This is a genomic window from Vibrio comitans (assembly GCA_024346835.1).
GTDB lineage: Bacteria > Pseudomonadota > Gammaproteobacteria > Enterobacterales > Vibrionaceae > Vibrio > Vibrio comitans.
Genome location: AP024866.1, coordinates 2,593,789 through 2,615,180, shown reverse-complemented (window position 1 = coordinate 2,615,180; position 21,392 = coordinate 2,593,789). Strand labels below are relative to the sequence as shown.

The following is a 21,392-nucleotide window of genomic DNA, read 5'->3' as shown; positions in this document are numbered from 1 at the left end:
CCTATATGAAGCCTATTCTTCCCGACTACAGTACATCGGGCGTTCTAATTGTCGGTGATGTCATGTTAGATCGCTATTGGTATGGCCCTACTGGACGTATATCTCCAGAAGCTCCCGTACCTGTAGTCAAAGTCGAAAACAATGAAGAGCGACCAGGTGGTGCTGCTAACGTTGCCATGAATATTGCAGCGCTTGGAGGAAGCACTCATCTTGTAGGTTTAACGGGTATCGATGAGCCGGCGCGAGTGCTGACTGAGAAACTGAATGCGCTTAAAGTACAATGTGACTTTGTTTCTCTTCCTGATTACCCAACGATCACCAAGCTTCGTGTGATGAGTCGTGGCCAGCAGCTGATTCGCCTAGATTTTGAAGATAAATTTGAGCAGGTCGACGCACAGCAGATAATTTCTCGCATGGACTTATCTTTAAATACGGTGAAGGCCGTGATCTTGTCTGACTATGCTAAGGGGGCTTTAGAGCACTCTCGAGCAATGATAGATAAAGCAAATCAGGCAGGCGTCCCTGTATTTGTGGACCCTAAGGGTGCAGACTTCGAGCGCTACCGCGGCGCCACATTACTCACCCCTAATATGTCTGAATTTGAGCATGTAGTTGGGTCGGTGAAAGATGATGAAGAGTTGGCAGAGAAAGGGTTGGCTTTGATCGAAAAATTTGATCTTCAAGCTCTACTGGTTACTCGTAGTGAGCATGGTATGACTCTGCTGCGTCGAGGCCAGAAACCATTCCACCTTCCAACACAAGCACAAGAGGTGTATGACGTCACTGGTGCAGGAGATACAGTCATTTCTGTACTAGCTGCATCTGTCGCGGCAGGTAAGCCTCTAGATGAAGCTTGTGCGCTAGCCAATGCTGCTGCTGGAGTTGTTGTCGGTAAGCTAGGCACCTCAACTCTGTCTACTATTGAACTTGCAGAGGCAGTACACGGCTCTCAGGATACTGACTATGGCGTAATTGGTGAAGCAGCACTGATTAAGGCGGTGAAAAAAGCACAAGCTAAGGGTGAGAAGGTAGTCATGACTAATGGTTGCTTTGATATCTTGCACGCAGGTCATGTTTCATATCTCAACCATGCTGCCGAGTTGGGTGAGCGCCTTATTGTTGCGGTCAACACGGACGATTCAGTTAAACGCTTGAAAGGCCCTGCTAGACCTGTAAACCCGACGGATCGCCGTATGGCCGTGTTAGCGGGTTTAGGCGCGGTAGACTGGGTGGTACCATTTTCCGAAGACACCCCACAGCGCATAATTTCTGAGATCCTCCCTGATCTATTAGTTAAGGGCGGTGACTACAAGCCTGAAGAGATTGCCGGTGGTAAAGAAGTGATTGAAGCGGGCGGTCGAGTAGAAGTGTTGAACTTTGAAGATGGCTGTTCGACAACAGAGATCATTGAAGCAATTAAGGGCGGTAAAGAATAACACCAATCACAGTAAGTGTTCAGCAATAGCGTTTTAACAAGCTAGGATGAACAGTTTTTTACTACGATGGGTATGATACTTACTCCTCGCAATAAAACAAAAGGGCCGGTCATTGACCAGCCCTTTTTAATACGTGTTAATCAAACATGCTCAACTATGATGCAAGTGGATCCGATGTTGGAGCCTTCAAGCCGTTGTTGATCTCAAGAATATCTTGTTCGTTAAGAGTACCTACTGCTTGCTTTAACTGAAGCACACTGATGATGTAGTTGTAACGAGCATCAGACAAGTTTCGTTTTGCTTCAAACACACGACGGGTAAAGTCTAATACGTCTACGATAGTACGCGAACCTACTTCATAGCCAGTTTCTACCGCGGCTAGTGCTGATTCTGCAGAGATCAAAGACTGCTCGAACGCGCGAATAGAGCCAATGGTTGCATCAATGTTGTTGTTTGATGCACGAACGGTTTTCACCACTGAACGATAAGACGCTTCTAGGTCTTCACTTACTGCTACATAGTTGTACTCAGCTTGTTTAACCTGAGACGTAACGCTACCACCAGTATAAAGAGGTACAGAAAGGTTAATACCTAGGTTGTAGTTAGTATCGTCAACATCAGTTCCGCTAATTTCACCGTTGCCATAGCCAGCACTCGCATCGAAGGTTAATGATGGTAAGTGGCCAGAACTTGCTAGGCGAATGTTATCGCGAGCAATATCTTGATTGATACGTGCTGCAAGCAGACTCAGGTTTTGAACTTGAGCTTGATCCACAAGTGCATCGGTGGATTTGTCTGATTTAGAAGCAGAGAAGCGTTCAATATCGAGAATATCTAAATTCTGATGACCGGCACCTGTAATTTCGCGAAGTGTTTCATAGCTATTTACTAAGTCATTTCGAGCAATAACTTCTTCCGCCAAAACGCTATCGTATTCTGCTTGTGCTTCATGAACGTTGGTGATAGCAGATAAGCCTACTTCAAAACGTTGCTTTTCTTGATCAAGTTGGCGCTCAACGGCACTTTTTTCCGCTTGAACGAACTCTAGACTGTCTTGAGCACGCAGTACTTCAAAATAAGCCGTAGCTACTCGAAGAATAAGGTCTTGTTGCTGTGCAGCGTACGCCGAGTCAGCCTGACGAGCATTCTTCTCTGCAGTTTCAAGGGTTACCCAGCTAGAGCGTTGATAAAGCTCTTGGCTAAGACCGATACCTGCAGTGAAGGCATCAGTTTTTGGAGCACCACTACCAGTATCATAGCCTTCGCCATAGTTATAACCTGCTGTGAGGCTAATTTGAGGTAGCAAGGTACTGCGCGATGAGGTGACGGACTCAAAAGCTGCATCACGTTGAGCAGCAGAGCGTAAAAGCGTTGGATCGCTATTCTTGGCTTGATTGTAAACGTCAGCTAGATTCTCCGCCATAGTGGGTAGAGATAACCCACCTAGTGAAACTGATACTAAAATGGACAGCGCTTTCTTCATTGTCGTAACTCTTCCTGCTACTTAAATTCGTGTTTAATAACTAGATTATAGTTCTGTGCTTCTATGTGAGTCGATTTTACACAGTCTTGTATAGAGTACTACAAAAACGAATAAAAACCCTATTGTTACCTGTCTTAGCTCAAAACTTTCATCATCTTATAGAAGCCTGCGGTAATCTTTCTGAAGACGTGGGAGTAATTTGATGGTCAACGCTGTCTACACTTGGTAGGTTTGTTCATTCACTTACTGCAGAGAACCTTTATGTCAAATGTTAGCTCTTATCCTACTTTTCATAATGATGACGTCGAAATCCTTGCGACTGACACCTTGTTTAAAGGCTTTTTCAGTTTAGTTAAAGTGAAGTTTCGTCATCGATTGTTTGCGGGAGGATGGAGCGAAGAGATAGAGCGTGAGCTATTTGAACGTGGGCATGCCGTTGCCATGTTGCCCTACGATCCAGTGAGCGATCAGGTGGTAATGGTAGAGCAGATACGAGTTGGCGCTTTGGGCGAGGAAAGACCTTGGCAGTTGGAAATCGTTGCTGGGATGCTGGATAAAGAAGGTGAAAATCCTATAGATGTAGCAAAACGAGAAGCGGTGGAAGAGGCGGGTCTCGACGTGACTCATATAGAACATATTAGCGGTTATTATCCCTCTGCTGGTGGATGTTCAGAGCGATTAGAGCTGTTTGTTGGGCTGATTACAGCGCCTACATCGGCAGGTGTGTTCGGTTTGGAATCTGAAGGCGAAGATATTCGGGTTCATATTTTGACCAGAGAAGAAGCTTATGAGATGGTTAAAAATGGTACAATCGAGAACGCCGCATCAATTATTACCATTCAATGGCTGATGCTGAATCACCAACAATTGAGGGCACAATGGGCAGTTCAAGGCTAGTGGGTTCAAATTATCATGTTGATTTTGCAGGGCTCATGCGCCTGTACGAGACCAATTATGCCAAATTAAATGCACTGCTTCCTCGCCAACCCGAAGTCGGAGACAAGAGAACTTATCAAGTTCAATCTCAGGTTTATCAGATAAATGTCCTTGAGATAACTCGCTACACGACCTTAGTTGATGTGTTTCAGTGTGATGAAGCTCCCACTTTTCCACTTCCGCACATGACTGTGCGCTTATATCACGATGCAAGGGTTGCAGAAGTATGTGCAAGTGAAAAAATGAGGGTAATTCATGCAAGATACGATTATCCCAACAAAAGAATGATGCAGAAGGATGAAAAGCACCAGCTCAATCAATTCCTTGGAGACTGGCTGACATTCTGCCTAAAAATGGGTATCAGTAGAGAGCCCTTACTGTGAGCTCAGGCAAAAATAATATTGGAAAGACAGATTGTGGAACCACAGATAGTTGCGACGGAAGAGACCGTCCAATTAGTACAGATTACAGATACACACTTATTCGCTGATGACGAAGGGTGTCTGCTAAGTGTTAATACAGGCCAGAGCTTCGTAGCAACGGTAAACGATATCGTTGAACGAAACGTTGAGTTTGACGCAATTGTCGCGACGGGGGATATTTCTCAAGATCACTCTGCGGCTTCCTATTCTCGCTTTGCGGATGGTATTAAACCCCTTGAAAAGCAGTGCTATTGGTTACCTGGCAACCATGACCAAAAATCGAATATGGTCAGTGTATTACCTTCACCTCAAATTCAAGAAGTAGGGCATGTACTGGCTGGAGAATATTGGCAAATAATCATGCTAGACAGCCAAGTTGAAGGTCTGCCGCACGGCTATCTAGAAGCGGAGCAGCTAGAGCTACTCGATAATAAACTGACTGAATTTCCCCAGCGACATACCTTAGTATTATTGCACCATAACGCATTGCCTATTGGCAGCGCTTGGCTAGATCAGCATAAATTGCAACGCGCTCATCAATTCTGGGAAGTGTTAGGGCGTCACCAAAATGTTCGTGCGGTATTGGGTGGGCATGTGCATCAAGACTTTGAGAAAAAGCACAACGGTGTACGAGTTCTAGCAACCCCTTCAACCTGTATTCAATTTAAAGCAAATAATGACGAATTTGCTTTAGATACCTTGTCTCCGGGTTGGCGCCATCTGCAATTGCATAAAGATGGTCAATTAGATTCGCAAGTTTATCGTCTTGAAGAGGGCTGTTTTATCCCTGACTTTGAGGCTGAAGGCTACTAGATGCCAACTCAATCCAAGCCTGCCTTACTTCTTTATTTGCACGGTTTTAATAGCTCACCGCAATCGCTTAAGGCGCAGGTTATGGCTGAGTTCTGCGCGGAATATCGACCGGATATTCGCTTTGTCGCACCTCAATTACCTGTTTATCCCGAGCCTTGTGTTCAAATGCTTGAACAGTTATGTGATGAACTGACCTCAGAGTATCAAGTGGGATTAGTGGGTAGCTCTATGGGTGGCTACTTATCGACCTGGCTAAACAAAAAATACGGTTTTAAAGCGGTATTGGTTAACCCCGCCGCCAAGCCTTATGAACTGCTACAAGATTTCTTAGGACCACAGCTAAATCCATACACTCAAGAAAAATATCTGTTAGAGCCTCAGCATGTTGAGCAGCTTCGAGCTATTGATGTGCCAGAGATTACCAATACGTCAGACTTTTGGTTGCTACAGCAGCAGGGCGATGAAGTCCTGAATTATCAGCAAGCGGTAGACAAGTACCAAGGCTGTAAACAGACCGTCGAAGAGGGTGGAAATCATAGTTTTGTTGGGTTTGAGCGCTACCCAAGCGCAATAGTAGAGTTTCTTCAACTCTAGGCAATCCGTAAACTCATTGCATGTGAATTGCTTGAATAGCACACAATCATCATGCTTTTTAATCAGGAAGTCAGTGCAAACTTGACATAACTGCCACAGCGCCAGACTATGTAATGTAGCCAAGTTGTATCGCGGTTTGTGGAAGACTTACGAACACTCCAAACTCAATTCATCTACATTCAACGCTAAACAGCTATTTGCATCCGTGTGGTGCTAGTCAGGGTTTCTGAGTTTCGACATACAGAAACACTCCAACCAAATAGGTTGCGACTTTTCTCATTGATGAGAAGCGATGTTTAACAACGCCAAGAGTAAATTTTCAAATTATGACTGAACAATATAACGCTGGGGCGATAGAGGTCTTAAATGGCCTAGAGCCAGTCCGCCGTCGCCCGGGCATGTATACCGACACTGTGCGTCCCAACCATCTTGGGCAAGAAGTTATCGATAACAGTGTCGATGAAGCGTTAGCAGGGCATGCGTCCAAAGTACAAGTTATTCTTCATCCCGATCAATCTCTAGAAGTCATTGATGATGGTCGTGGTATGCCGGTGGATATTCACCCAGAAGAAGGCGTGTCAGGTGTTGAACTTATTTTATGTAAGCTGCATGCGGGCGGAAAGTTCTCTAACAAGAACTATCAGTTCTCAGGTGGTTTGCACGGGGTAGGTATCTCTGTTGTAAACGCACTCTCGAAACGCGTTGAAGTGAATGTTCGTCGTGACGGACAGGTCTATCAGATTGCTTTTGAACATGGCGACAAAGTTCAAGACCTGACAGTGGTTGGCACGTGTGGCAAACGCAACAGTGGTACCAGTGTTCACTTCTGGCCAGACAGTAAATACTTCGATTCGGGCAATTTCTCAGTCACTCGATTGATTAACAATCTAAGAGCCAAAGCGGTTCTGTGTCCAGGTCTTGAAATCACTTTTAGCGACAAAGTGAACGGCAATGATCATAAATGGTACTACGAGAGTGGCCTTAAAGATTACCTAGCCGAAGGCGTTAAAGGTTATACCCTGCTTCCAGAAACCCCATTTACGGGGCAGTTTTCTGCTGAAACAGAGGCCGCTGACTGGGCGATTATCTGGCAGCCAGAGGGTGGCGAGCTGATCACAGAAAGCTACGTTAACCTGATCCCTACCTCTCAAGGTGGTACTCATGTTAATGGTCTGCGTCAGGGACTGCTGGATGCGATGCGTGAGTTCTGTGAATTCCGTAATCTACTTCCACGTGGCGTAAAGCTGACCGGTGACGATGTCTTTGAACGTTGTTCTTACGTGCTGTCGATTAAGATGCAAGACCCGCAGTTTGCAGGACAAACCAAAGAGCGTCTCTCTTCTCGTCAGTGTGCAGCGTTTGTTTCTGGCGTAGTGAAGGACGCATTTAGTCTTTGGCTGAATGAAACACCACATATTGCAGAGCAATTAGCTGAGGCATGTATTGCTAATGCACATCGTCGAATGCGAGCCAGCAAAAAAGTAGTACGTAAGAAGGTGGCTTCTGGTCCGGCACTTCCTGGCAAATTGACCGATTGCTCCGTGCAAGATTTAGCTCGTACCGAGCTCTTCCTCGTGGAGGGTGACTCTGCAGGTGGCTCGGCTAAGCAGGCTCGCGACCGTGAGTTTCAAGCTATTATGCCTCTGCGCGGTAAGATCCTTAATACTTGGGAAGTCAGTGCCGATCAGGTTCTGGCCTCACAAGAGGTTCATGATATTTCTGTCGCCCTGGGTATCGACCCAGATACTGAAAACCTTGATGGTCTTCGTTACGGTAAGATCTGTATCTTAGCGGATGCGGACTCGGATGGACTGCATATCGCAACCCTGCTTTGCGCTCTATTTACTCGTCATTTTGGTGCACTGGTGCGTGCAGGTCACGTCTACGTTGCTATGCCACCACTGTTCAGGATTGACTGTGGTAAAGAGGTGTTTTACGCCCTTGATGAAGATGAAAAAGAAGGGGTGCTTGAGCGTCTAAGTAAGAAGAGAGCCAAGATCAATGTTCAGCGATTTAAAGGCTTGGGCGAAATGAACCCGCTACAGCTTCGCGAAACGACTATGGATCCTAATACTCGTCGTCTAGTACAACTGACCATAGACGATGATGAGCAGACAATGGAAATGATGGACATGCTGTTAGGCAAAAAACGCGCGGATGATCGCCGTCATTGGCTACAAAGTAACGGCGATATGGCCGAGGTATAAGAATGTCGAATGAGATAACATACGATGGCGTAGAGCAGCTTCCACTGCGTAAGTTCACCGAAGACGCCTATCTAAATTACTCAATGTACGTGATCATGGATCGTGCATTGCCTTACATCGGCGACGGCCTAAAGCCGGTTCAGCGCCGTATTATTTATGCGATGTCAGAGCTCGGTTTATCGGCCTCTGCTAAATATAAAAAATCAGCACGTACGGTGGGTGATGTACTAGGTAAGTACCATCCACACGGTGATTCAGCGTGTTATGAAGCCATGGTATTAATGGCGCAGCCATTTACCTATCGCTACCCGCTAGTTGATGGTCAGGGTAACTGGGGTGCTCCGGATGATCCTAAATCTTTTGCTGCGATGCGTTATACCGAATCTAAGCTTTCGAAGTTTGCAGAGGTGCTACTTGGAGAATTAGGTCAAGGCACGGTTGAATGGCAACCGAACTTTGATGGCTCGATGAAAGAGCCTCAGATGTTACCAGCACGTCTGCCGCACATTCTGCTTAATGGCATTACCGGTATTGCCGTTGGTATGGCGACCGACATACCACCACACAATGTACGTGAAGTGGCTGATGCCACTATGGCCTTAATTGACAATCCAAAAGCAGAATTGCCAGATGTGATGCAGTTCGTGCAAGGGCCTGATTATCCAACAGAAGCTGAGATCATCTCGCCGAAAACGGATATTGAAAAGATCTATCGTACTGGGCGTGGCAGTATCAAGATGCGCGCGGTATGGCACAAAGAAGCGGGTGATGTGGTTATCACCGCTCTGCCACATCAGGTTTCGGGCTCTAAACTACTTGAGCAAATCGCCAACCAAATGCGTGCGAAGAAGCTACCTATGGTGGACGATCTTCGTGACGAATCTGATCATGAAAACCCAACACGAATTGTGATAGTGCCACGTTCAAATCGTGTGGATTGCGATCAGCTAATGAATCACTTGTTCGCTTCAACGGATTTAGAGAAGAACTACCGCGTTAACCTGAATATGATTGGCCTAGACAAGCGCCCTCAGGTAAAAGGTCTTGTTCAGATCCTAAAAGAGTGGATTGAGTTTCGTCGTGCAACAGTACGTCGTCGCTTGCAGTATCGCCTTGATAAGATCATGGCTCGCTTGCATATCCTTGAGGGTTTGTTGGTTGCCTATCTGAATATTGATGAGGTGATTGAGATTATCCGTACCGAGGATGAACCAAAAGCTGTTCTAATGTCCCGCTTTGAGATTTCTGAAATTCAAGCGGATGCCATCTTGGATACCAAGTTGCGTCAATTGGCGAAGCTAGAAGAATTTAAGATTCGTGGTGAGCAAGATGAGCTAGAAAAAGAGCGTAAACAGCTAGAGTTGTTGCTTGGCTCTGAGCGCCGCATGAATACGTTGCTTAAGAAAGAACTAAAAGCAGACGCCGATAAGTTTGGTGATGATCGCCGCTCTCCAATTGTTGAACGTGCTGAAGCAAGAGCACTGACTGAGAAAGACCTGCTACCGAGCGAGCCAATTACTGTTGTCTTATCTGAGAAGGGATGGATTCGTCATGCTAAAGGGCATGAGGTTGATGCATCGACACTGAACTATAAGTCGGGTGATAAGTACCTTACCTCAGCAAGAGGTAAGAGTAATCAACAAGCCGTGTTCTTGGGTTCTGATGGACGAAGCTACTCATTGGAATCGCACTCACTGCCTTCTGCAAGAAGTCAGGGTGAGCCAATTACTGGGCGCTTGAATGTCTCGACTGGAACCAGTATTCGACAGGTTCTGATGGGCGATGACGAGCAACTATGGCTGGTGGGTTCTGATGCCGGTTATGGATTTGTTTGCCGTGGTAGTGACTTATTGTCGAAGAACCGCAGTGGTAAGGCGTTAGTTAACCTGCCGCAGGCGGCGGAGATCATGTCACCGAGTGCGATATCAGACCTTGAGAGTGATGAAATCTTAGCGATAACCAATCTAGGTCGTATGCTGATCTTTGCAATAAAAGATCTGCCGCAGCTTGGTAAGGGTAAGGGCAACAAAATCATCAACATTCCTTCTGCAAAAGCGAAAAGCAGAGAAGAGTTTGTTACTCAGTTGATTTCTATCCCTGCTGATGCAACCGTTACTCTCTATGCGGGCAAACGTAAGCTTGGCCTTAAGCCTGCTGACCTTGAAAACTTCAGGGGAGAAAGAGGGCGCCGTGGTGCAATGCTACCGCGCGGCTTGCAGCGAGTTACTGAGATAGAAGTGCAAACCAAAGAGTAATACCAATCGTAGCAAATAATTGCTCATCCTAGCTTGTTAAAACACTCGATAACGGCGTTAGAGTTTTTAAATGTAGAATAACTACTTATCAAAAACTCTGCCTTGTTATCCAGTGTTTTTCCTGCGCTATTTCTGATCACTTACTTACTGTGATTGGTATAAGTAGATCTGACTTTACTTCAATAATAAAAAAACCGCCTCGGCGGTTTTTTTATTACTTATTAATTGTTTTGCGGAGTGAAGTTTCTGGTGTCCTCACCAATTTCAACGGTTAGCTCTTTTTGCTTCCCATCTCTAACGACCACGACTTTTACTTCGGCTCCTGGGCGTGCATCCGTCACTGCATCCATCACATTTTGTCGATTGTCTGCAACCATATCTCCGATTTTCACTATGATGTCTTGTGCCTTGATGCCTGCTTTATCTGCCGGACCTCCTGGTTCAACGCCAAGGACAATAATTCCACCTGTGAAGTTTCCAGCGAGTAAACGGTTGGTCATAGAGCTGATATCTTGACCATCAACGCCAATATAGCCTCGGATGACTCGGCCATCAGCAATGATTTTATTCATAATCTTCGAAGCCAGTTTTTCCGGAATGGCGAATGAGATCCCGTAGGTTTCAAGATCAGTGGCTTGTTGGAAGGAAGCAGTGTTGATTCCGACGAGTTCGCCTTGAGAGTTCACCAGAGCGCCACCTGAGTTACCTTCATTGATGGCAGCATCGGTTTGAATGAATGCTTGTCTTCCATCTGTGCTTATTGATGAGCGCCCAGTTGCTGAGATGATGCCAAAGGTGGTGGTTTGCCCAAGATTATATGGGTTACCTATCGCAAGCACTATATCGCCAACCTTGGCCGTGTAGTCCGGGTTTAATGGTATGACAGGAAGATCTGACATGGAGATTTGCAATACGGCAATATCGGTACGTCTGTCTTGGCCAATCAACTGGGCGCTAGCCACTCGACCATCTTGTAAGGCAACGATCACCTGATCGGCACTGGCGACCACATGGTAATTGGTAATGATGTAGCCCTTGTCATTGACTATAACGCCGGAGCCTAATCCCTGAGTTTTTAGCTTGCTGCGATTGTCTTCTGAGTATTGACGACTGTAGATATTGACTACAGCGGGAGCCGCGCGTCTCACTGCTTGATTGAACGAAATTGGACCGGATGCAACGAGCGCTTCATGAGGTTCGCTTGAAGCGGGTATGATTTTACTGCGCAGATCAGGTACCACAGCAATCACTAAGGCGGCGGCAACCAACCCAAGTAAAATAGAGCGCAATAAAAATCTCAGCATGTTTCCCTCAAGAGTGTGGTGTATTACAACAAAGCATAACACTCAATTTTAAGTAAAGAAAAGGGAAGCCACTGGGCTTCCCTAATTAAGTCAATGGTTTGCTTTATCTGACGACTATAACGACCTTACGATCGCCGCGCTGGATGTTAAGTGCGAGTACACCATCTTGTTTTTCTAGGATATCTCGGAACTCACCAAGGTTAGCAACGACTTGGCGGTTAACTCCAACAATGATGTCGCCTTGCTCGATCTGATAGGAAGCGGCTGGAGAACCTTCTGCGACAGAGGTTACCTTGACACCTTTATATCCATCAGAGTCTTTAGTGTTACTGAGCGCTGCACCAGTCAACCCAGGGTGAAGCTGCTCAGCCTTGGTTTGCTGAATCTGTGATTCGCCGAGTGTGACGTCAAACTCTTTCTTGTCACCATCACGGATAACACCAAGTTTGACCTCTTTGCCTGCACCGAGTGTGGCTACTTTAGCGCGAAGCTCACTAAAGGTATCAATGCGCTTACCGTCAATCGAGACAATGATGTCTCCCGCCTGTAGGCCAGCCTCATCAGCAGCGCTATCTGGCATAACTTGGTTTACGAAGGCACCTCTGCTTGACTCATACCCTAGAGCTTCAGCCAGTTCTGAGGTGATTTCACCACCTTGCACGCCTAACATGCCTCGCTTAACCTCACCAAACTCAATGATTTGATCAGTTAGGTTACGCATCATGTTAGAAGGGATAGCAAAACCGATACCGACATTGCCACCATTTGGCCCCAGAATCGCGGTGTTAATACCTATCAACTCACCATTGAGATTAACGAGCGCACCGCCAGAGTTACCACTGTTAATGGCCGCATCGGTTTGAATGAAGTTTTCTAAGTTCTCAAGGTTGAGTCCACTGCGACCCAGCGCCGAGACAATACCTGAAGTAACGGTTTGACCGAGGCCAAACGGGTTACCAATCGCAACAGTGAAGTCGCCAACGCGAAGCTTATCGGAGTCCGCTAGTTTTATTTCGGTCAGGCCTTTGGCCTTTTTCTCTAGTTTGAGTAAGGCTACATCAGACATCTTGTCGCCGCCGACAAGCTCTGCATCGTATTCTCGTCCATCGGTGAGTTGCACCTTGATGGTATCTGCACCATTGATAACGTGGTAGTTAGTGACGATATGACCTTTATCAGCATCGATAATTACACCAGAGCCTAGTCCTCTGAACGGACGCTCTTGAACTTGATCTGTTGGGAACTCGTCCCCGAAGAAGAAACGAAAGCTTTCAGGGATACGCTGTTTGGACACTTGAGTGCCTTCGACAGCAATACTGACCACTGCTGGTGATACGCGCTCTAGCATAGGCGCTAAGCTTGGCAATTCGTTGCCTTCAACCTGGACGGGTAGGGCTGCGCCTGCATGCAGTGGCGTAATAATCGAGCCCAGACTTAAGGCTACAACAGACAAGGCAAGCAAAGGTTTTTTCATCGTTAACTCCTTTAAACAATATGAAGTTTGAGACATAAAAAATTCGAGCAAGTTCCGTTTCTAGATAAAAATCTAGAACGTGTGAGTAGCTTCAAGTTTCTGAATAGACTGAATTATGTTGCCTTGATTGCTTCTGGAGCTTTCAAGATTTCTTTCTGCTCTTCCTTTAGCATACCGGTTGCACCGTTAGCGTAGTCCTTTGGTGGTTCATCGTTAGAGGCGCTTGTGTCTGAACGACCTTCTTTAACTTCAAGGCGCTCGGCAAACGGGTTGTCTTGAGCTGGAAGATTCGGTAGAAGTTCGTTGGAAGTGCTCGCCATGTGCTCATAGAGCTTGCGATATTCTTTACCAATGTTATCGAGGATCTGAGCCGACTCAGAGAAGTGATCATTCAAATCTTGTCGCTGTTGCTCAAGCTCAAACTTAGAGGTCTCTAGTTCTTTTTGTAAATCTTTCTGTTTTTGATATTGCGGGGTGGTGATGCGAGAGATGATCACACCGATGATGATACCCGCGAACAGGCCGATGATCGCATAAATCCAAGGCATAGCATTTCCTTTTGTTATTCTGTTAACAATCTAGTTACCGTGTTCTTACACTGCAACATACCTCATGTTACTATGAGAATCTTATCCAATAAAGAATCTAATGTAGTTCATCTCTAAAATGACACCCTTAGAAAAATATCAATACGATATCGAGCATCACGGTTTTCAATTTGACCCTCAGCAACACAAGGCTGTGCAAGCATTTGAAAACTTGTACGTTCGGCTTGAGCAATATGTCCAAACGCCGGCTCCCGAACCTAAGAAAGGCTGGCGTCAATGGTTTAGTAAGCCAAAACCGCTTGAGCAAGTCGCGCCGCAAGGGCTTTATGTATGGGGCGGAGTCGGTCGCGGCAAAACCTACCTTATGGATAGCTTTTATGAGTTGTATCCAAGCGATAAGAAAATGCGTATGCACTTTCACCGCTTTATGTATCGGGTTCATGATGAACTAAAGCAGCTGCAACAACAAAGTGACCCATTAGAGATTGTGGCTGATAAGTTTAAGAGTGAAGCAGATATTATCTGTTTTGATGAATTTTTTGTCTCTGATATCACAGACGCCATGTTGCTTGGCACCTTATTCCAGGCACTGTTTGCGCGAAACATTATTCTAGTAGCGACCTCAAACATCCCGCCACACCTACTTTATAGAAATGGTTTACAGCGAGCTCGGTTTTTACCCGCCATTGAATTGATCGAAAAAAACTGTCAGGTCTTTGAATTAGACAGTGAAAATGATTTTCGCATGCGCACACTGCAGCAGGCTGAGCTCTATCATTACCCGTTAGATCTTCAGGCGCAGAAAAACCTTGATACCTATTTTGAAACCTTGAGTGCTATAAATGTCGAAAGCGGAGTGGCTGAATCTGCAATAGAAGTGAATCACAGGCAGTTAGAAGTGCTAAGTGCTTACAATGGGGTGCTGATGGCAAGCTTTGCTCAGTTGTGTCAAACCGCACGCAGTCAAAACGACTATATTGAATTGTCGAGGGAGTATCACACGGTATTGTTGTCCGATGTGCCTAAGCTAGATGCGAGCAATGATGATGCAGCAAGGCGCTTTATTGCCTTAGTTGATGAGTTTTATGAAAGGCGTGTTTGCCTTATTATTGCAGCGGCCGTGCCTTTGACCGAGCTCTATGCGGGTGGACGACTTGAATTTGAATTTCAACGTTGCGAATCGCGACTCACTGAGATGCAGAGTAATGACTATTTAGCTGAGGAGCACCTTGCTTAGTCAAATGCAAAAGTCAGTGATAATGGGAGCACTGCCGCCTTATGCTCAGTCTTTACCCACTAAAAAGCGTTCAAAAAACTCTCAAATAGGATTGCGTTTTTAGTAGGCTTCGGTATAATCCTGCGACCCACCGTTACTGCAGGTGATTTTCTTTATTGAAACTTACCAAAGAGTGCCACCACTCGAAGGGGTGATGACTGGGCTCTTAGACAGTGGGAGCATTTGCTCCTTTTAGTTTAAATTCAAATTAACGGGTTATTATTAGCATGAAAACTTTCGTTGCTAAACCAGAAACTGTAAAACGTGACTGGTATGTTGTAGACGCTGAAGGTAAAACTCTTGGTCGTCTTGCAAGTGAAATCGCTTCTCGCCTACGCGGTAAGCATAAAGCTGAATACACTCCTCACTGTGACACTGGTGATTACATCATCGTTGTTAACGCTGAGAAAGTTGCTGTAACTGGTAACAAGGCTAAAGGTAAAGTGTATTACCGTCACTCTGAATTCCCAGGTGGTCTAAAATCTATCACTTTTGAAAAGTTGATCGATAAGAAACCAGAAATGGTTATCGAACTAGCTGTTAAAGGTATGTTACCACGTGGTCCTCTAGGCCGCGCAATGTACCGTAAGCTAAAAGTATACGCTGGCGCTGAGCACAACCATGCTGCTCAACAACCACAAGTACTAGACATCTAATCGGGGAATTTGGAAATGGCAGAGAATCAATACTACGGCACTGGTCGCCGCAAGAGCTCAGCTGCTCGTGTTTTCATCAAACCGGGTGCTGGTAACATCGTAATCAACAAGCGTAGCCTTGATGTTTACTTTGGTCGTGAAACTTCTCGTATGGTTGTTCGTCAGCCACTTGAGCTAGTTGAAATGTTAGACAAGCTAGACCTATACATCACTGTTTCTGGTGGTGGTATTTCTGGTCAAGCTGGCGCTATCCGTCACGGCATCACTCGTGCTCTTATGGAATACGATGAAACTCTACGTCCTGCTCTACGCGCAGCTGGCTACGTTACACGTGACGCACGTCAGGTTGAACGTAAGAAAGTTGGTCTACGTAAAGCACGTCGTCGTCCACAGTTCTCGAAGCGTTAATCTTTCTTTTCAGAAAGAGCAATGCTCCAACCTTTTGGTTGGAATTGTGTCAAAAAAGCTCGGTTTTATACCGGGCTTTTTGTTTTTTTACCTCTTCAAAAACTCCTTTCTACATAGTATCTTCCGCAGTGAATGTTTCACTTTCACCTCTTTTGTGACCTATGCTCTGATTTGCTTCAGATATGTTGTAAAAAAGTAGCTTTATCTTGTCTTAAAGTAGCGTTTTCTTTATCATTTCCCTCATAAAAATAGAATCAAAGTTTGATTTTTTAGCCGTGCTCTGTTGAAGGAGTAATTCTATCCAAAGGAGCAAATGGGAGAATGTTGGATGAGCAATGCGCCACTAAATAATGGACGTCGCAAGTTTCTAACCGCCACCACAGCCGTGGTCGGGGGATTAGGAGCAGCAGCTGTCGCTGTACCCTTTATCAAATCTTGGAATCCAAGTGCTAGAGCTAAATCAGCTGGCGCTCCAGTTGAGTTCGATATTAGCAAGCTAGAAGAGGGGCAGATGGCCCGTGTAATCTGGCGTGGTCAACCTGTTTGGGTTGTTAAGCGTGGGCAAGGTACGCTAGATGAGCTTGGGCAACTTGCTGATCAATTGCGAGATCCAGACTCAGTTGAGGAACAACAACCGTCTTACGCACAAAACCCTTATCGTTCCTTGAAGCCAGAAATCTTTATCGCAGTAGGCCTATGTACTCACTTAGGTTGCTCTCCAACCTACCTGCCGAACAGCTTTGGTGAGCAAGTTAGCGGCGTGAAGTCGGGATTCTTCTGCCCATGTCATGGTTCTAAATTTGATATGGCTGGACGTGTTTTCCAAGGTGTTCCTGCACCTTACAACCTAGCCGTACCGCCACATATGTATCTGGATGATAACCTAATTTTAATCGGCGAAGACCAAGGAGAGGCGTAATGGAGGCTTTACTCGGCTGGATTGAAAAACGCATCCCGGCTATGAATACCTACCGTAAGCACATGTCGGAGTATCCACAGCCAAAGAACTCAAATTTTTGGTATATCTTTGGTGCGCTAGCAATGCTGGTTTTGGTCAATCAGATCGTTACTGGTATTTGGCTAACCATGAACTACGTACCTTCAGCGGAGGGCGCATTCGCTTCTGTTGAATACATCATGCGTGATGTAGAGTACGGTTGGCTTCTTCGTTACATGCACTCTACCGGCGCGTCTTTCTTCTTTATTGTTGTTTATCTGCACATGTACCGCGGCCTCATCTACGGTTCATACCAAAAGCCACGTGAACTCGTGTGGTTATTTGGTATGTTGCTGTTTGTGGTTCTGATGGCTGAGGCCTTCATGGGCTACATGCTACCTTGGGGGCAAATGTCTTACTGGGGTGCACAGGTAATTATCGGCTTGTTTGGTGCTATCCCTGTGATTGGTGATGACCTTACACTGTGGATTCGCGGTGATTACGTTATTTCTGGTGCGACTCTAAACCGCTTCTTTGCTCTGCACGTTATTGCTTTGCCAATCGTCCTATTACTACTTGTTGCTTTGCATATTTTGGCACTGCATGAAGTGGGTTCTAACAACCCTGACGGTATTGATACTAAGCTGCCAAAAGGCACTATGGGCGATGATTACGAGCCAGAATTCAAGTTCCATGAAGACTACAGCAAGAAATACGACATTATCGATTCAATGCCGTTCCATCCATACGGGACTGTAAAAGATCTGTTCTATGTTGGCGTATTCTTATTGTTCTTTAGTTACGTGCTGTTCTATGCCCCAGCGATGGGAGGCTTCTTCCTTGAGCCGCCTAACTTTGAGGTTGCTAACCCACTGAAAACGCCTGAGCATATTGCACCTGTTTGGTATTTCTCTCCGAACTATGCCATTTTGCGTGCGATACCTGATAAGTTGATTGGCTTTATCTTCTTTGGTGGCTCAATTGTTGTGTTGTTCCTACTGCCGTGGATTGACCGTTGTAATGTGCGTTCTTTCCGTTACAGAAGCAAGATCCACTTGATCAACTTGGTTCAGTTTACGATTTCATTCATTGGTCTAGGTGTGCTTGGTACGCTTCCTGCTACTGAGTTGTACACGAACCTATCTCGTTTGTTCAGTCTAGGTTACTTCATGTTCTTTGTAGTGCTCTTCATCTACAGCAAGAACGAAAAGACTAAGACACTACCGACAAGGATCACCAAATAATGAAAAAGTTATTCGTATTGTTATTTGCGCTAGTGCCTGCTCTTGGATTCGCTGCGGGCGGTAACTTCGCTCTGGATAAAGCAAACAATGATATTCGTGACAAAGCGTCTTTGCAGCGTGGTGCACAGACGTTTATGAACTACTGCTTTGCTTGTCACTCGACTCAATACCAGCGTTATGAACGTGTTGCTACCGATCTGGATATTCCACTGGATCTGATGCGTGAGAATCTGATGTTTGATTCTGAAGCGGTTGTGGGTGACCTAATGGTTAATAACATGCCGGCAGAAGATGCGGCTAGATGGTTCGGTGTTGCGCCACCTGACCTAACGTTAACGGCTCGCGTGCGTGGTGTTGATTGGTTGTACACCTACTTGCGTTCTTTCTATGAAGATCCAAGCCGTCCATTTGGTGTGAATAACGTGATCTTCCCGAGCGTGGGTATGCCTCATGTACTGCAAGAACTACAAGGTGTTCCTCAACCTGTTATTGAAACGCACATGGTTGGTGGTCAAGAAGAACAGGTGGTTGTCGGTGTTAAAGCCGATGGTACTGGCGAGCTGAGCCAGAGTGAATATGATGACGCAGTACGCGACCTTGTGAACTTCCTGGAATATGCAGGTGACCCTGTTCAGGTTGAGCGCGAAAGCATGGGTGTTTGGGTGCTGTTATTCCTAGTGATTTTCACTGGTGTTGGCTATCTTCTATATAAAGAGTATTGGCGTGACATTCACTGATTGTGATATCATATCGTGCTGATTTCTGTAATGGAGGCGTGTTGCCTCCATTCTTCTATTTAAAATTACTATACCGGAGGGCTCATGGCTGTAGCTGCCAATAAACGTTCTGTGATGACTCTATTCTCAAGTGCTACTGATATGGCTAGCCATCAGGTACGTATCGTTTTGGCTGAGAAAGGCGTAGCCGTCGAAGTTGAACTCGTTGACGAGGCGAACCTACCTGCTGAACTTGCAGAATTGAACCCATACAAATCTGTTCCAACTCTAGTTGATCGTGAACTGACTCTGTACGATTCAAAGATCATCATGGAGTACCTTGACGAGCGTTTCCCGCATCCGCCGCTAATGCCTGTATACCCTGTAGATCGTGGTAAGAACCGTCTTATGATGTACCGCATCCAGCGTAACTGGTACAGCGTTGCAGAGAAGATCATCTCTACAACAGGCGAAGAGCAAGAGAAAGCACGTCAAAAACTACGCAATGACCTACTAATGCTTGGTCCTCTATTTGCGGAAAGCGAGTACTTCATGAGTGAAGACTTTAGCTTAATTGATTGCTACCTTGCACCGCTATTGTGGCGTTTGCCTACGTTCGGTATCGAGCTTACAGGTCCTGGTTCAAAAGAGCTTAAGATCTACATGAACCGCGTATTTGAGCGTGATTCATTCCTAGCTTCTTTAACTGAAGCAGAACGTGAGATGCGTCTAGTTCGTTAATGGATATTTCTGCAATGACTCCCCGTCGACCATACCTGCTTCGCGCATTTTATGATTGGTTGGCGGAGAATGAACTGACTCCTCATTTAGTAGTTGATGCTACTATGCCAGGAGTACGCGTACCGGAAGAGTATGTGCAAGATGGACAGATCATCTTGAACGTTGCTCCTCGTGCTGTAGGCAACCTAGAAATTGGCAATGAAGCGTTAACGTTTCATGCTCGTTTTGGTGGTCGACCTCATTCAGTTATCGTTCCTATTTATGCTGTGCAGGCTATCTATGCTCGCGAAAATGGCGCAGGAACAATGTTTGAGCCTGAAGAGGCTTACGATGATAACTTAGAGTTGGAAGAAGAGAATCACCTAGCTTCAGCGGACTCTTTAACTGCGGTTGAAGATGTTGTTGAGGCAGAAGAAGATGCCTCTCCAGACCCTGATGACGAACCGCCAAGACCTAAAGGTCGCCCGAGCCTTCGCGTGGTGAAATAACGCCAAACAAACTAAAAAGGAGCCCTAGGGCTCCTTTTTTTATTTTCTGCGTCGAATGTTAATTTTCAATGGACTCTTCGACGATATCTCCAGAGCGGTCAATAACTACATCGCCTTCCATTATATTCCCTTCTGGGCTATCTACTGGCGGCGTTTTCTCAACAGTTGTATCTTCTGCGCTAGCATCCACGACAGGTGCTTCTGCTACAGGTGCTTTCGCATCACTGGTTGGCGCTGGGGCTGTTTTTGCTTCAATGGTTGCAAGGTCTGCAATCTCAAAGCCACGAATCACCAACTTTACACCACTGACGTTGCGCGCTGTCTCTGTTGCAACATCGGCATTTTCAGGTGTGACATAACCGAAAAGGAAGACTTCACTGTTTTCAGTAATCACCTTAACCGATACGCCTTTTAGCTTGTTTTCTCTCACTAGAGCAGATTTCACCTTGGCGGTGATCCAACTATCACGGCTCATCTGAGAGACATTGATCATCGGTTGTACGCGCAGTTGGTTGTAAACCTTTTTAACGCCAGCGATTTTTTCGACATGCTCTTCGACTTGTGCGCTGAGTTCTTCTGTTGGTGCTTGACCAATTAAGACCACTTTCCCCCTAAAGGAGCTAGCTGCTACACGTACTTTACCTGAGAATGGTGGTTTGTTACCTAAGGCGGCCGCTTCAAACTCTATGTTATTGTCACTCCAGATCTCTCGAGTAGAGCGGTCATCGGTCACGATATCCGATGAATCGCTGACAAACATCCCAGCGCAGCCAGAGAGCAGAAGGCACGACAATAATGCCGTGACATATAAGGAGAGTTTACGAGTGTACAACATGGATCTAAATCCTCACTAGTAGCAAATTTTATTCAACGTGTTCTGGGAATAGTACCTGATCAATAAGGTCACATAAGCAGTGTAGAGTCAGCATATGAACTTCATGGATACGCGCTGTGCGATTGGATGGAATTCTGATTTCTACGTCATGTTCGCCTAATAGGCCCGCCATCTCACCACCATCTTTGCCGGTTAGAGCAATGATGGTCATATCCCTTGTTACCGCAGCTTCCATCGCTTTGATGATGTTCTTACTATTACCACTGGTTGAGATAGCCAGTAAGATATCGCCTTGTTGGCCAATGGCTCTCACTTGTTTTGAAAAGACTTCTTGGTAGTGATAATCGTTAGCTACCGCCGTCAATGTGGCGATATCTGAGGTTAGCGTCATCGCGGGTAGGCTAGGTCGCTCTGTCTCAAAGCGATTTAAAAGACAAGAAACGAATTGTTGGGAGTTTGCGCTTGAGCCGCCATTACCACAGCAAAGAATCTTCTTACCGTTTAATAGCGTACTAACCATAGCCTGTGCGGCATGGGTAATGGCATCAGGCAACTCTTCAGCCGCTGCAATTTGAATCTGTATACTCTCTGTAAAACTGGCTTTTATGCTATCGTGCAT

The 21,392-nt window shown here is 45.8% G+C and carries 21 protein-coding genes; 15 read left to right on the top strand and 6 right to left on the bottom strand.

Annotation, left to right across the window (positions count from 1 at the left end; translation table 11 throughout):
* The first annotated feature begins 5 nt into the window (after positions 1-5).
* Positions 6-1,436: a bifunctional D-glycero-beta-D-manno-heptose-7-phosphate kinase/D-glycero-beta-D-manno-heptose 1-phosphate adenylyltransferase HldE gene (gene hldE / locus OCU46_RS11970; RefSeq protein ID WP_141270795.1), complete on the top strand. Its 1,431-nt coding sequence runs from the start codon at positions 6-8 to the stop codon at positions 1,434-1,436.
* Positions 1,437-1,590: 154 nt separating this feature from the next.
* Here hldE and tolC read toward each other — a convergent pair whose 3' ends face one another.
* Positions 1,591-2,919: an outer membrane channel protein TolC gene (tolC, locus tag OCU46_RS11965; protein ID WP_141270794.1), complete on the bottom strand. Its 1,329-nt coding sequence runs from the start codon at positions 2,917-2,919 to the stop codon at positions 1,591-1,593.
* A gap of 261 nt (positions 2,920-3,180) precedes the next feature.
* On the opposite strand from tolC, the gene nudF reads away from it, so the two are divergent.
* The 6 genes from nudF to parC all read left to right on the top strand — a co-directional run bounded on the left by nudF (position 3,181) and on the right by parC (position 10,146).
* Complete coding sequence (gene nudF, locus OCU46_RS11960; protein WP_141270793.1) at positions 3,181-3,816, top strand: ADP-ribose diphosphatase; 636 nt, start codon at positions 3,181-3,183, stop codon at positions 3,814-3,816.
* A complete protein-coding gene (locus OCU46_RS11955) occupies positions 3,798-4,238 on the top strand; it encodes a DUF1249 family protein (RefSeq protein ID WP_141270792.1) in 441 nt (146 codons plus the stop codon). The genes nudF and OCU46_RS11955 overlap by 19 nt, the downstream gene beginning before the upstream one ends.
* 33 nt (positions 4,239-4,271) lie before the next feature.
* Complete coding sequence (gene cpdA, locus OCU46_RS11950) at positions 4,272-5,090, top strand: 3',5'-cyclic-AMP phosphodiesterase (RefSeq protein WP_141270791.1); 819 nt, start codon at positions 4,272-4,274, stop codon at positions 5,088-5,090.
* The gene (gene yqiA, locus OCU46_RS11945; RefSeq protein ID WP_141270790.1) at positions 5,091-5,684 is read left to right on the top strand and encodes an esterase YqiA; all 594 of its coding nucleotides are present in this window, start codon (positions 5,091-5,093) and stop codon (positions 5,682-5,684) included.
* Positions 5,685-6,010: 326 nt separating this feature from the next.
* On the top strand, positions 6,011-7,891 hold the full coding sequence (gene parE / locus OCU46_RS11940; RefSeq protein ID WP_141270789.1) for a DNA topoisomerase IV subunit B: 1,881 nt from the start codon (positions 6,011-6,013) through the stop codon (positions 7,889-7,891).
* Positions 7,892-7,893: 2 nt separating this feature from the next.
* On the top strand, positions 7,894-10,146 hold the full coding sequence (gene parC / locus OCU46_RS11935) for a DNA topoisomerase IV subunit A (protein WP_141270788.1): 2,253 nt from the start codon (positions 7,894-7,896) through the stop codon (positions 10,144-10,146).
* Positions 10,147-10,367: 221 nt separating this feature from the next.
* Here the strand turns inward: parC and degS are convergent, their stop codons facing one another.
* The 3 genes from degS to zapG form a co-directional block, all read right to left on the bottom strand.
* Positions 10,368-11,450, bottom strand: a complete 1,083-nt coding sequence (gene degS / locus OCU46_RS11930; RefSeq protein ID WP_141270787.1) for an outer membrane-stress sensor serine endopeptidase DegS — start codon at positions 11,448-11,450, stop codon at positions 10,368-10,370.
* Positions 11,451-11,553: 103 nt separating this feature from the next.
* On the bottom strand, positions 11,554-12,924 hold the full coding sequence (locus OCU46_RS11925; protein WP_141270786.1) for a Do family serine endopeptidase: 1,371 nt from the start codon (positions 12,922-12,924) through the stop codon (positions 11,554-11,556).
* 113 nt (positions 12,925-13,037) lie between these two features.
* On the bottom strand, positions 13,038-13,472 hold the full coding sequence (zapG, locus tag OCU46_RS11920) for a Z-ring associated protein ZapG (RefSeq protein WP_141270785.1): 435 nt from the start codon (positions 13,470-13,472) through the stop codon (positions 13,038-13,040).
* A gap of 118 nt (positions 13,473-13,590) precedes the next feature.
* Here zapG and zapE point away from each other — a divergent pair, with 118 nt between their 5' ends.
* The 8 genes from zapE (at position 13,591) to sspB (ending at position 19,938) form a co-directional block, all read left to right on the top strand.
* The gene (gene zapE, locus OCU46_RS11915; protein WP_141270784.1) at positions 13,591-14,709 is read left to right on the top strand and encodes a cell division protein ZapE; all 1,119 of its coding nucleotides are present in this window, start codon (positions 13,591-13,593) and stop codon (positions 14,707-14,709) included.
* 266 nt (positions 14,710-14,975) lie between these two features.
* Complete coding sequence (gene rplM, locus OCU46_RS11910; RefSeq protein ID WP_021714364.1) at positions 14,976-15,404, top strand: 50S ribosomal protein L13; 429 nt, start codon at positions 14,976-14,978, stop codon at positions 15,402-15,404.
* A 15-nt stretch (positions 15,405-15,419) separates the two neighbouring features.
* Positions 15,420-15,812 carry a 30S ribosomal protein S9 gene (rpsI, locus tag OCU46_RS11905; RefSeq protein ID WP_141270783.1) on the top strand — a complete coding sequence of 131 codons (393 nt, stop codon included), beginning with the start codon at positions 15,420-15,422 and terminating at the stop codon, positions 15,810-15,812.
* Positions 15,813-16,140: 328 nt separating this feature from the next.
* A complete protein-coding gene (gene petA / locus OCU46_RS11900; RefSeq protein ID WP_017026826.1) occupies positions 16,141-16,731 on the top strand; it encodes a ubiquinol-cytochrome c reductase iron-sulfur subunit in 591 nt (196 codons plus the stop codon).
* Complete coding sequence (locus OCU46_RS11895) at positions 16,731-17,993, top strand: cytochrome b (protein ID WP_141270782.1); 1,263 nt, start codon at positions 16,731-16,733, stop codon at positions 17,991-17,993. The genes petA and OCU46_RS11895 overlap by 1 nt, the downstream gene beginning before the upstream one ends.
* A complete protein-coding gene (locus OCU46_RS11890) occupies positions 17,993-18,730 on the top strand; it encodes a cytochrome c1 (RefSeq protein WP_141270781.1) in 738 nt (245 codons plus the stop codon). Before OCU46_RS11895 ends, OCU46_RS11890 begins: the two co-directional genes overlap by 1 nt.
* Before the next feature lie 84 nt (positions 18,731-18,814).
* Complete coding sequence (gene sspA / locus OCU46_RS11885) at positions 18,815-19,450, top strand: stringent starvation protein SspA (protein ID WP_141270780.1); 636 nt, start codon at positions 18,815-18,817, stop codon at positions 19,448-19,450.
* Positions 19,450-19,938, top strand: coding sequence for a ClpXP protease specificity-enhancing factor (gene sspB, locus OCU46_RS11880; RefSeq protein WP_208733532.1), 489 nt, complete (start codon positions 19,450-19,452; stop codon positions 19,936-19,938). Before sspA ends, sspB begins: the two co-directional genes overlap by 1 nt.
* Positions 19,939-19,996: 58 nt before the next feature.
* On the opposite strand, the gene OCU46_RS11875 is transcribed toward sspB, so the two are convergent.
* A complete protein-coding gene (locus tag OCU46_RS11875; protein ID WP_141270778.1) occupies positions 19,997-20,773 on the bottom strand; it encodes a BON domain-containing protein in 777 nt (258 codons plus the stop codon).
* 28 nt (positions 20,774-20,801) lie between these two features.
* On the bottom strand, positions 20,802-21,392 hold the full coding sequence (locus tag OCU46_RS11870; RefSeq protein ID WP_017026832.1) for a phosphoheptose isomerase: 591 nt from the start codon (positions 21,390-21,392) through the stop codon (positions 20,802-20,804).

Bases quoted from the DNA above. Each gene is read 5' to 3' on its own strand.
- hldE (WP_141270795.1), top strand. From the start codon at position 6: ATGAAGCCTATTCTTCCCGACTACAGTACATCGGGCGTTCTAATTGTC.
- tolC (WP_141270794.1), bottom strand. From the start codon at position 2,919: ATGAAGAAAGCGCTGTCCATTTTAGTATCAGTTTCACTAGGTGGGTTA.
- nudF (WP_141270793.1), top strand. From the start codon at position 3,181: ATGTCAAATGTTAGCTCTTATCCTACTTTTCATAATGATGACGTCGAA.
- OCU46_RS11955 (WP_141270792.1), top strand. From the start codon at position 3,798: ATGGGCAGTTCAAGGCTAGTGGGTTCAAATTATCATGTTGATTTTGCA.
- yqiA (WP_141270790.1), top strand. From the start codon at position 5,091: ATGCCAACTCAATCCAAGCCTGCCTTACTTCTTTATTTGCACGGTTTT.
- parE (WP_141270789.1), top strand. From the start codon at position 6,011: ATGACTGAACAATATAACGCTGGGGCGATAGAGGTCTTAAATGGCCTA.
- parC (WP_141270788.1), top strand. From the start codon at position 7,894: ATGTCGAATGAGATAACATACGATGGCGTAGAGCAGCTTCCACTGCGT.
- degS (WP_141270787.1), bottom strand. From the start codon at position 11,450: ATGCTGAGATTTTTATTGCGCTCTATTTTACTTGGGTTGGTTGCCGCC.
- OCU46_RS11925 (WP_141270786.1), bottom strand. From the start codon at position 12,924: ATGAAAAAACCTTTGCTTGCCTTGTCTGTTGTAGCCTTAAGTCTGGGC.
- zapG (WP_141270785.1), bottom strand. From the start codon at position 13,472: ATGCCTTGGATTTATGCGATCATCGGCCTGTTCGCGGGTATCATCATC.
- zapE (WP_141270784.1), top strand. From the start codon at position 13,591: ATGACACCCTTAGAAAAATATCAATACGATATCGAGCATCACGGTTTT.
- rplM (WP_021714364.1), top strand. From the start codon at position 14,976: ATGAAAACTTTCGTTGCTAAACCAGAAACTGTAAAACGTGACTGGTAT.
- rpsI (WP_141270783.1), top strand. From the start codon at position 15,420: ATGGCAGAGAATCAATACTACGGCACTGGTCGCCGCAAGAGCTCAGCT.
- petA (WP_017026826.1), top strand. From the start codon at position 16,141: ATGAGCAATGCGCCACTAAATAATGGACGTCGCAAGTTTCTAACCGCC.
- OCU46_RS11895 (WP_141270782.1), top strand. From the start codon at position 16,731: ATGGAGGCTTTACTCGGCTGGATTGAAAAACGCATCCCGGCTATGAAT.
- OCU46_RS11890 (WP_141270781.1), top strand. From the start codon at position 17,993: ATGAAAAAGTTATTCGTATTGTTATTTGCGCTAGTGCCTGCTCTTGGA.
- sspA (WP_141270780.1), top strand. From the start codon at position 18,815: ATGGCTGTAGCTGCCAATAAACGTTCTGTGATGACTCTATTCTCAAGT.
- sspB (WP_208733532.1), top strand. From the start codon at position 19,450: ATGGATATTTCTGCAATGACTCCCCGTCGACCATACCTGCTTCGCGCA.
- OCU46_RS11875 (WP_141270778.1), bottom strand. From the start codon at position 20,773: ATGTTGTACACTCGTAAACTCTCCTTATATGTCACGGCATTATTGTCG.
- OCU46_RS11870 (WP_017026832.1), bottom strand. From the start codon at position 21,392: ATGCACGATAGCATAAAAGCCAGTTTTACAGAGAGTATACAGATTCAA.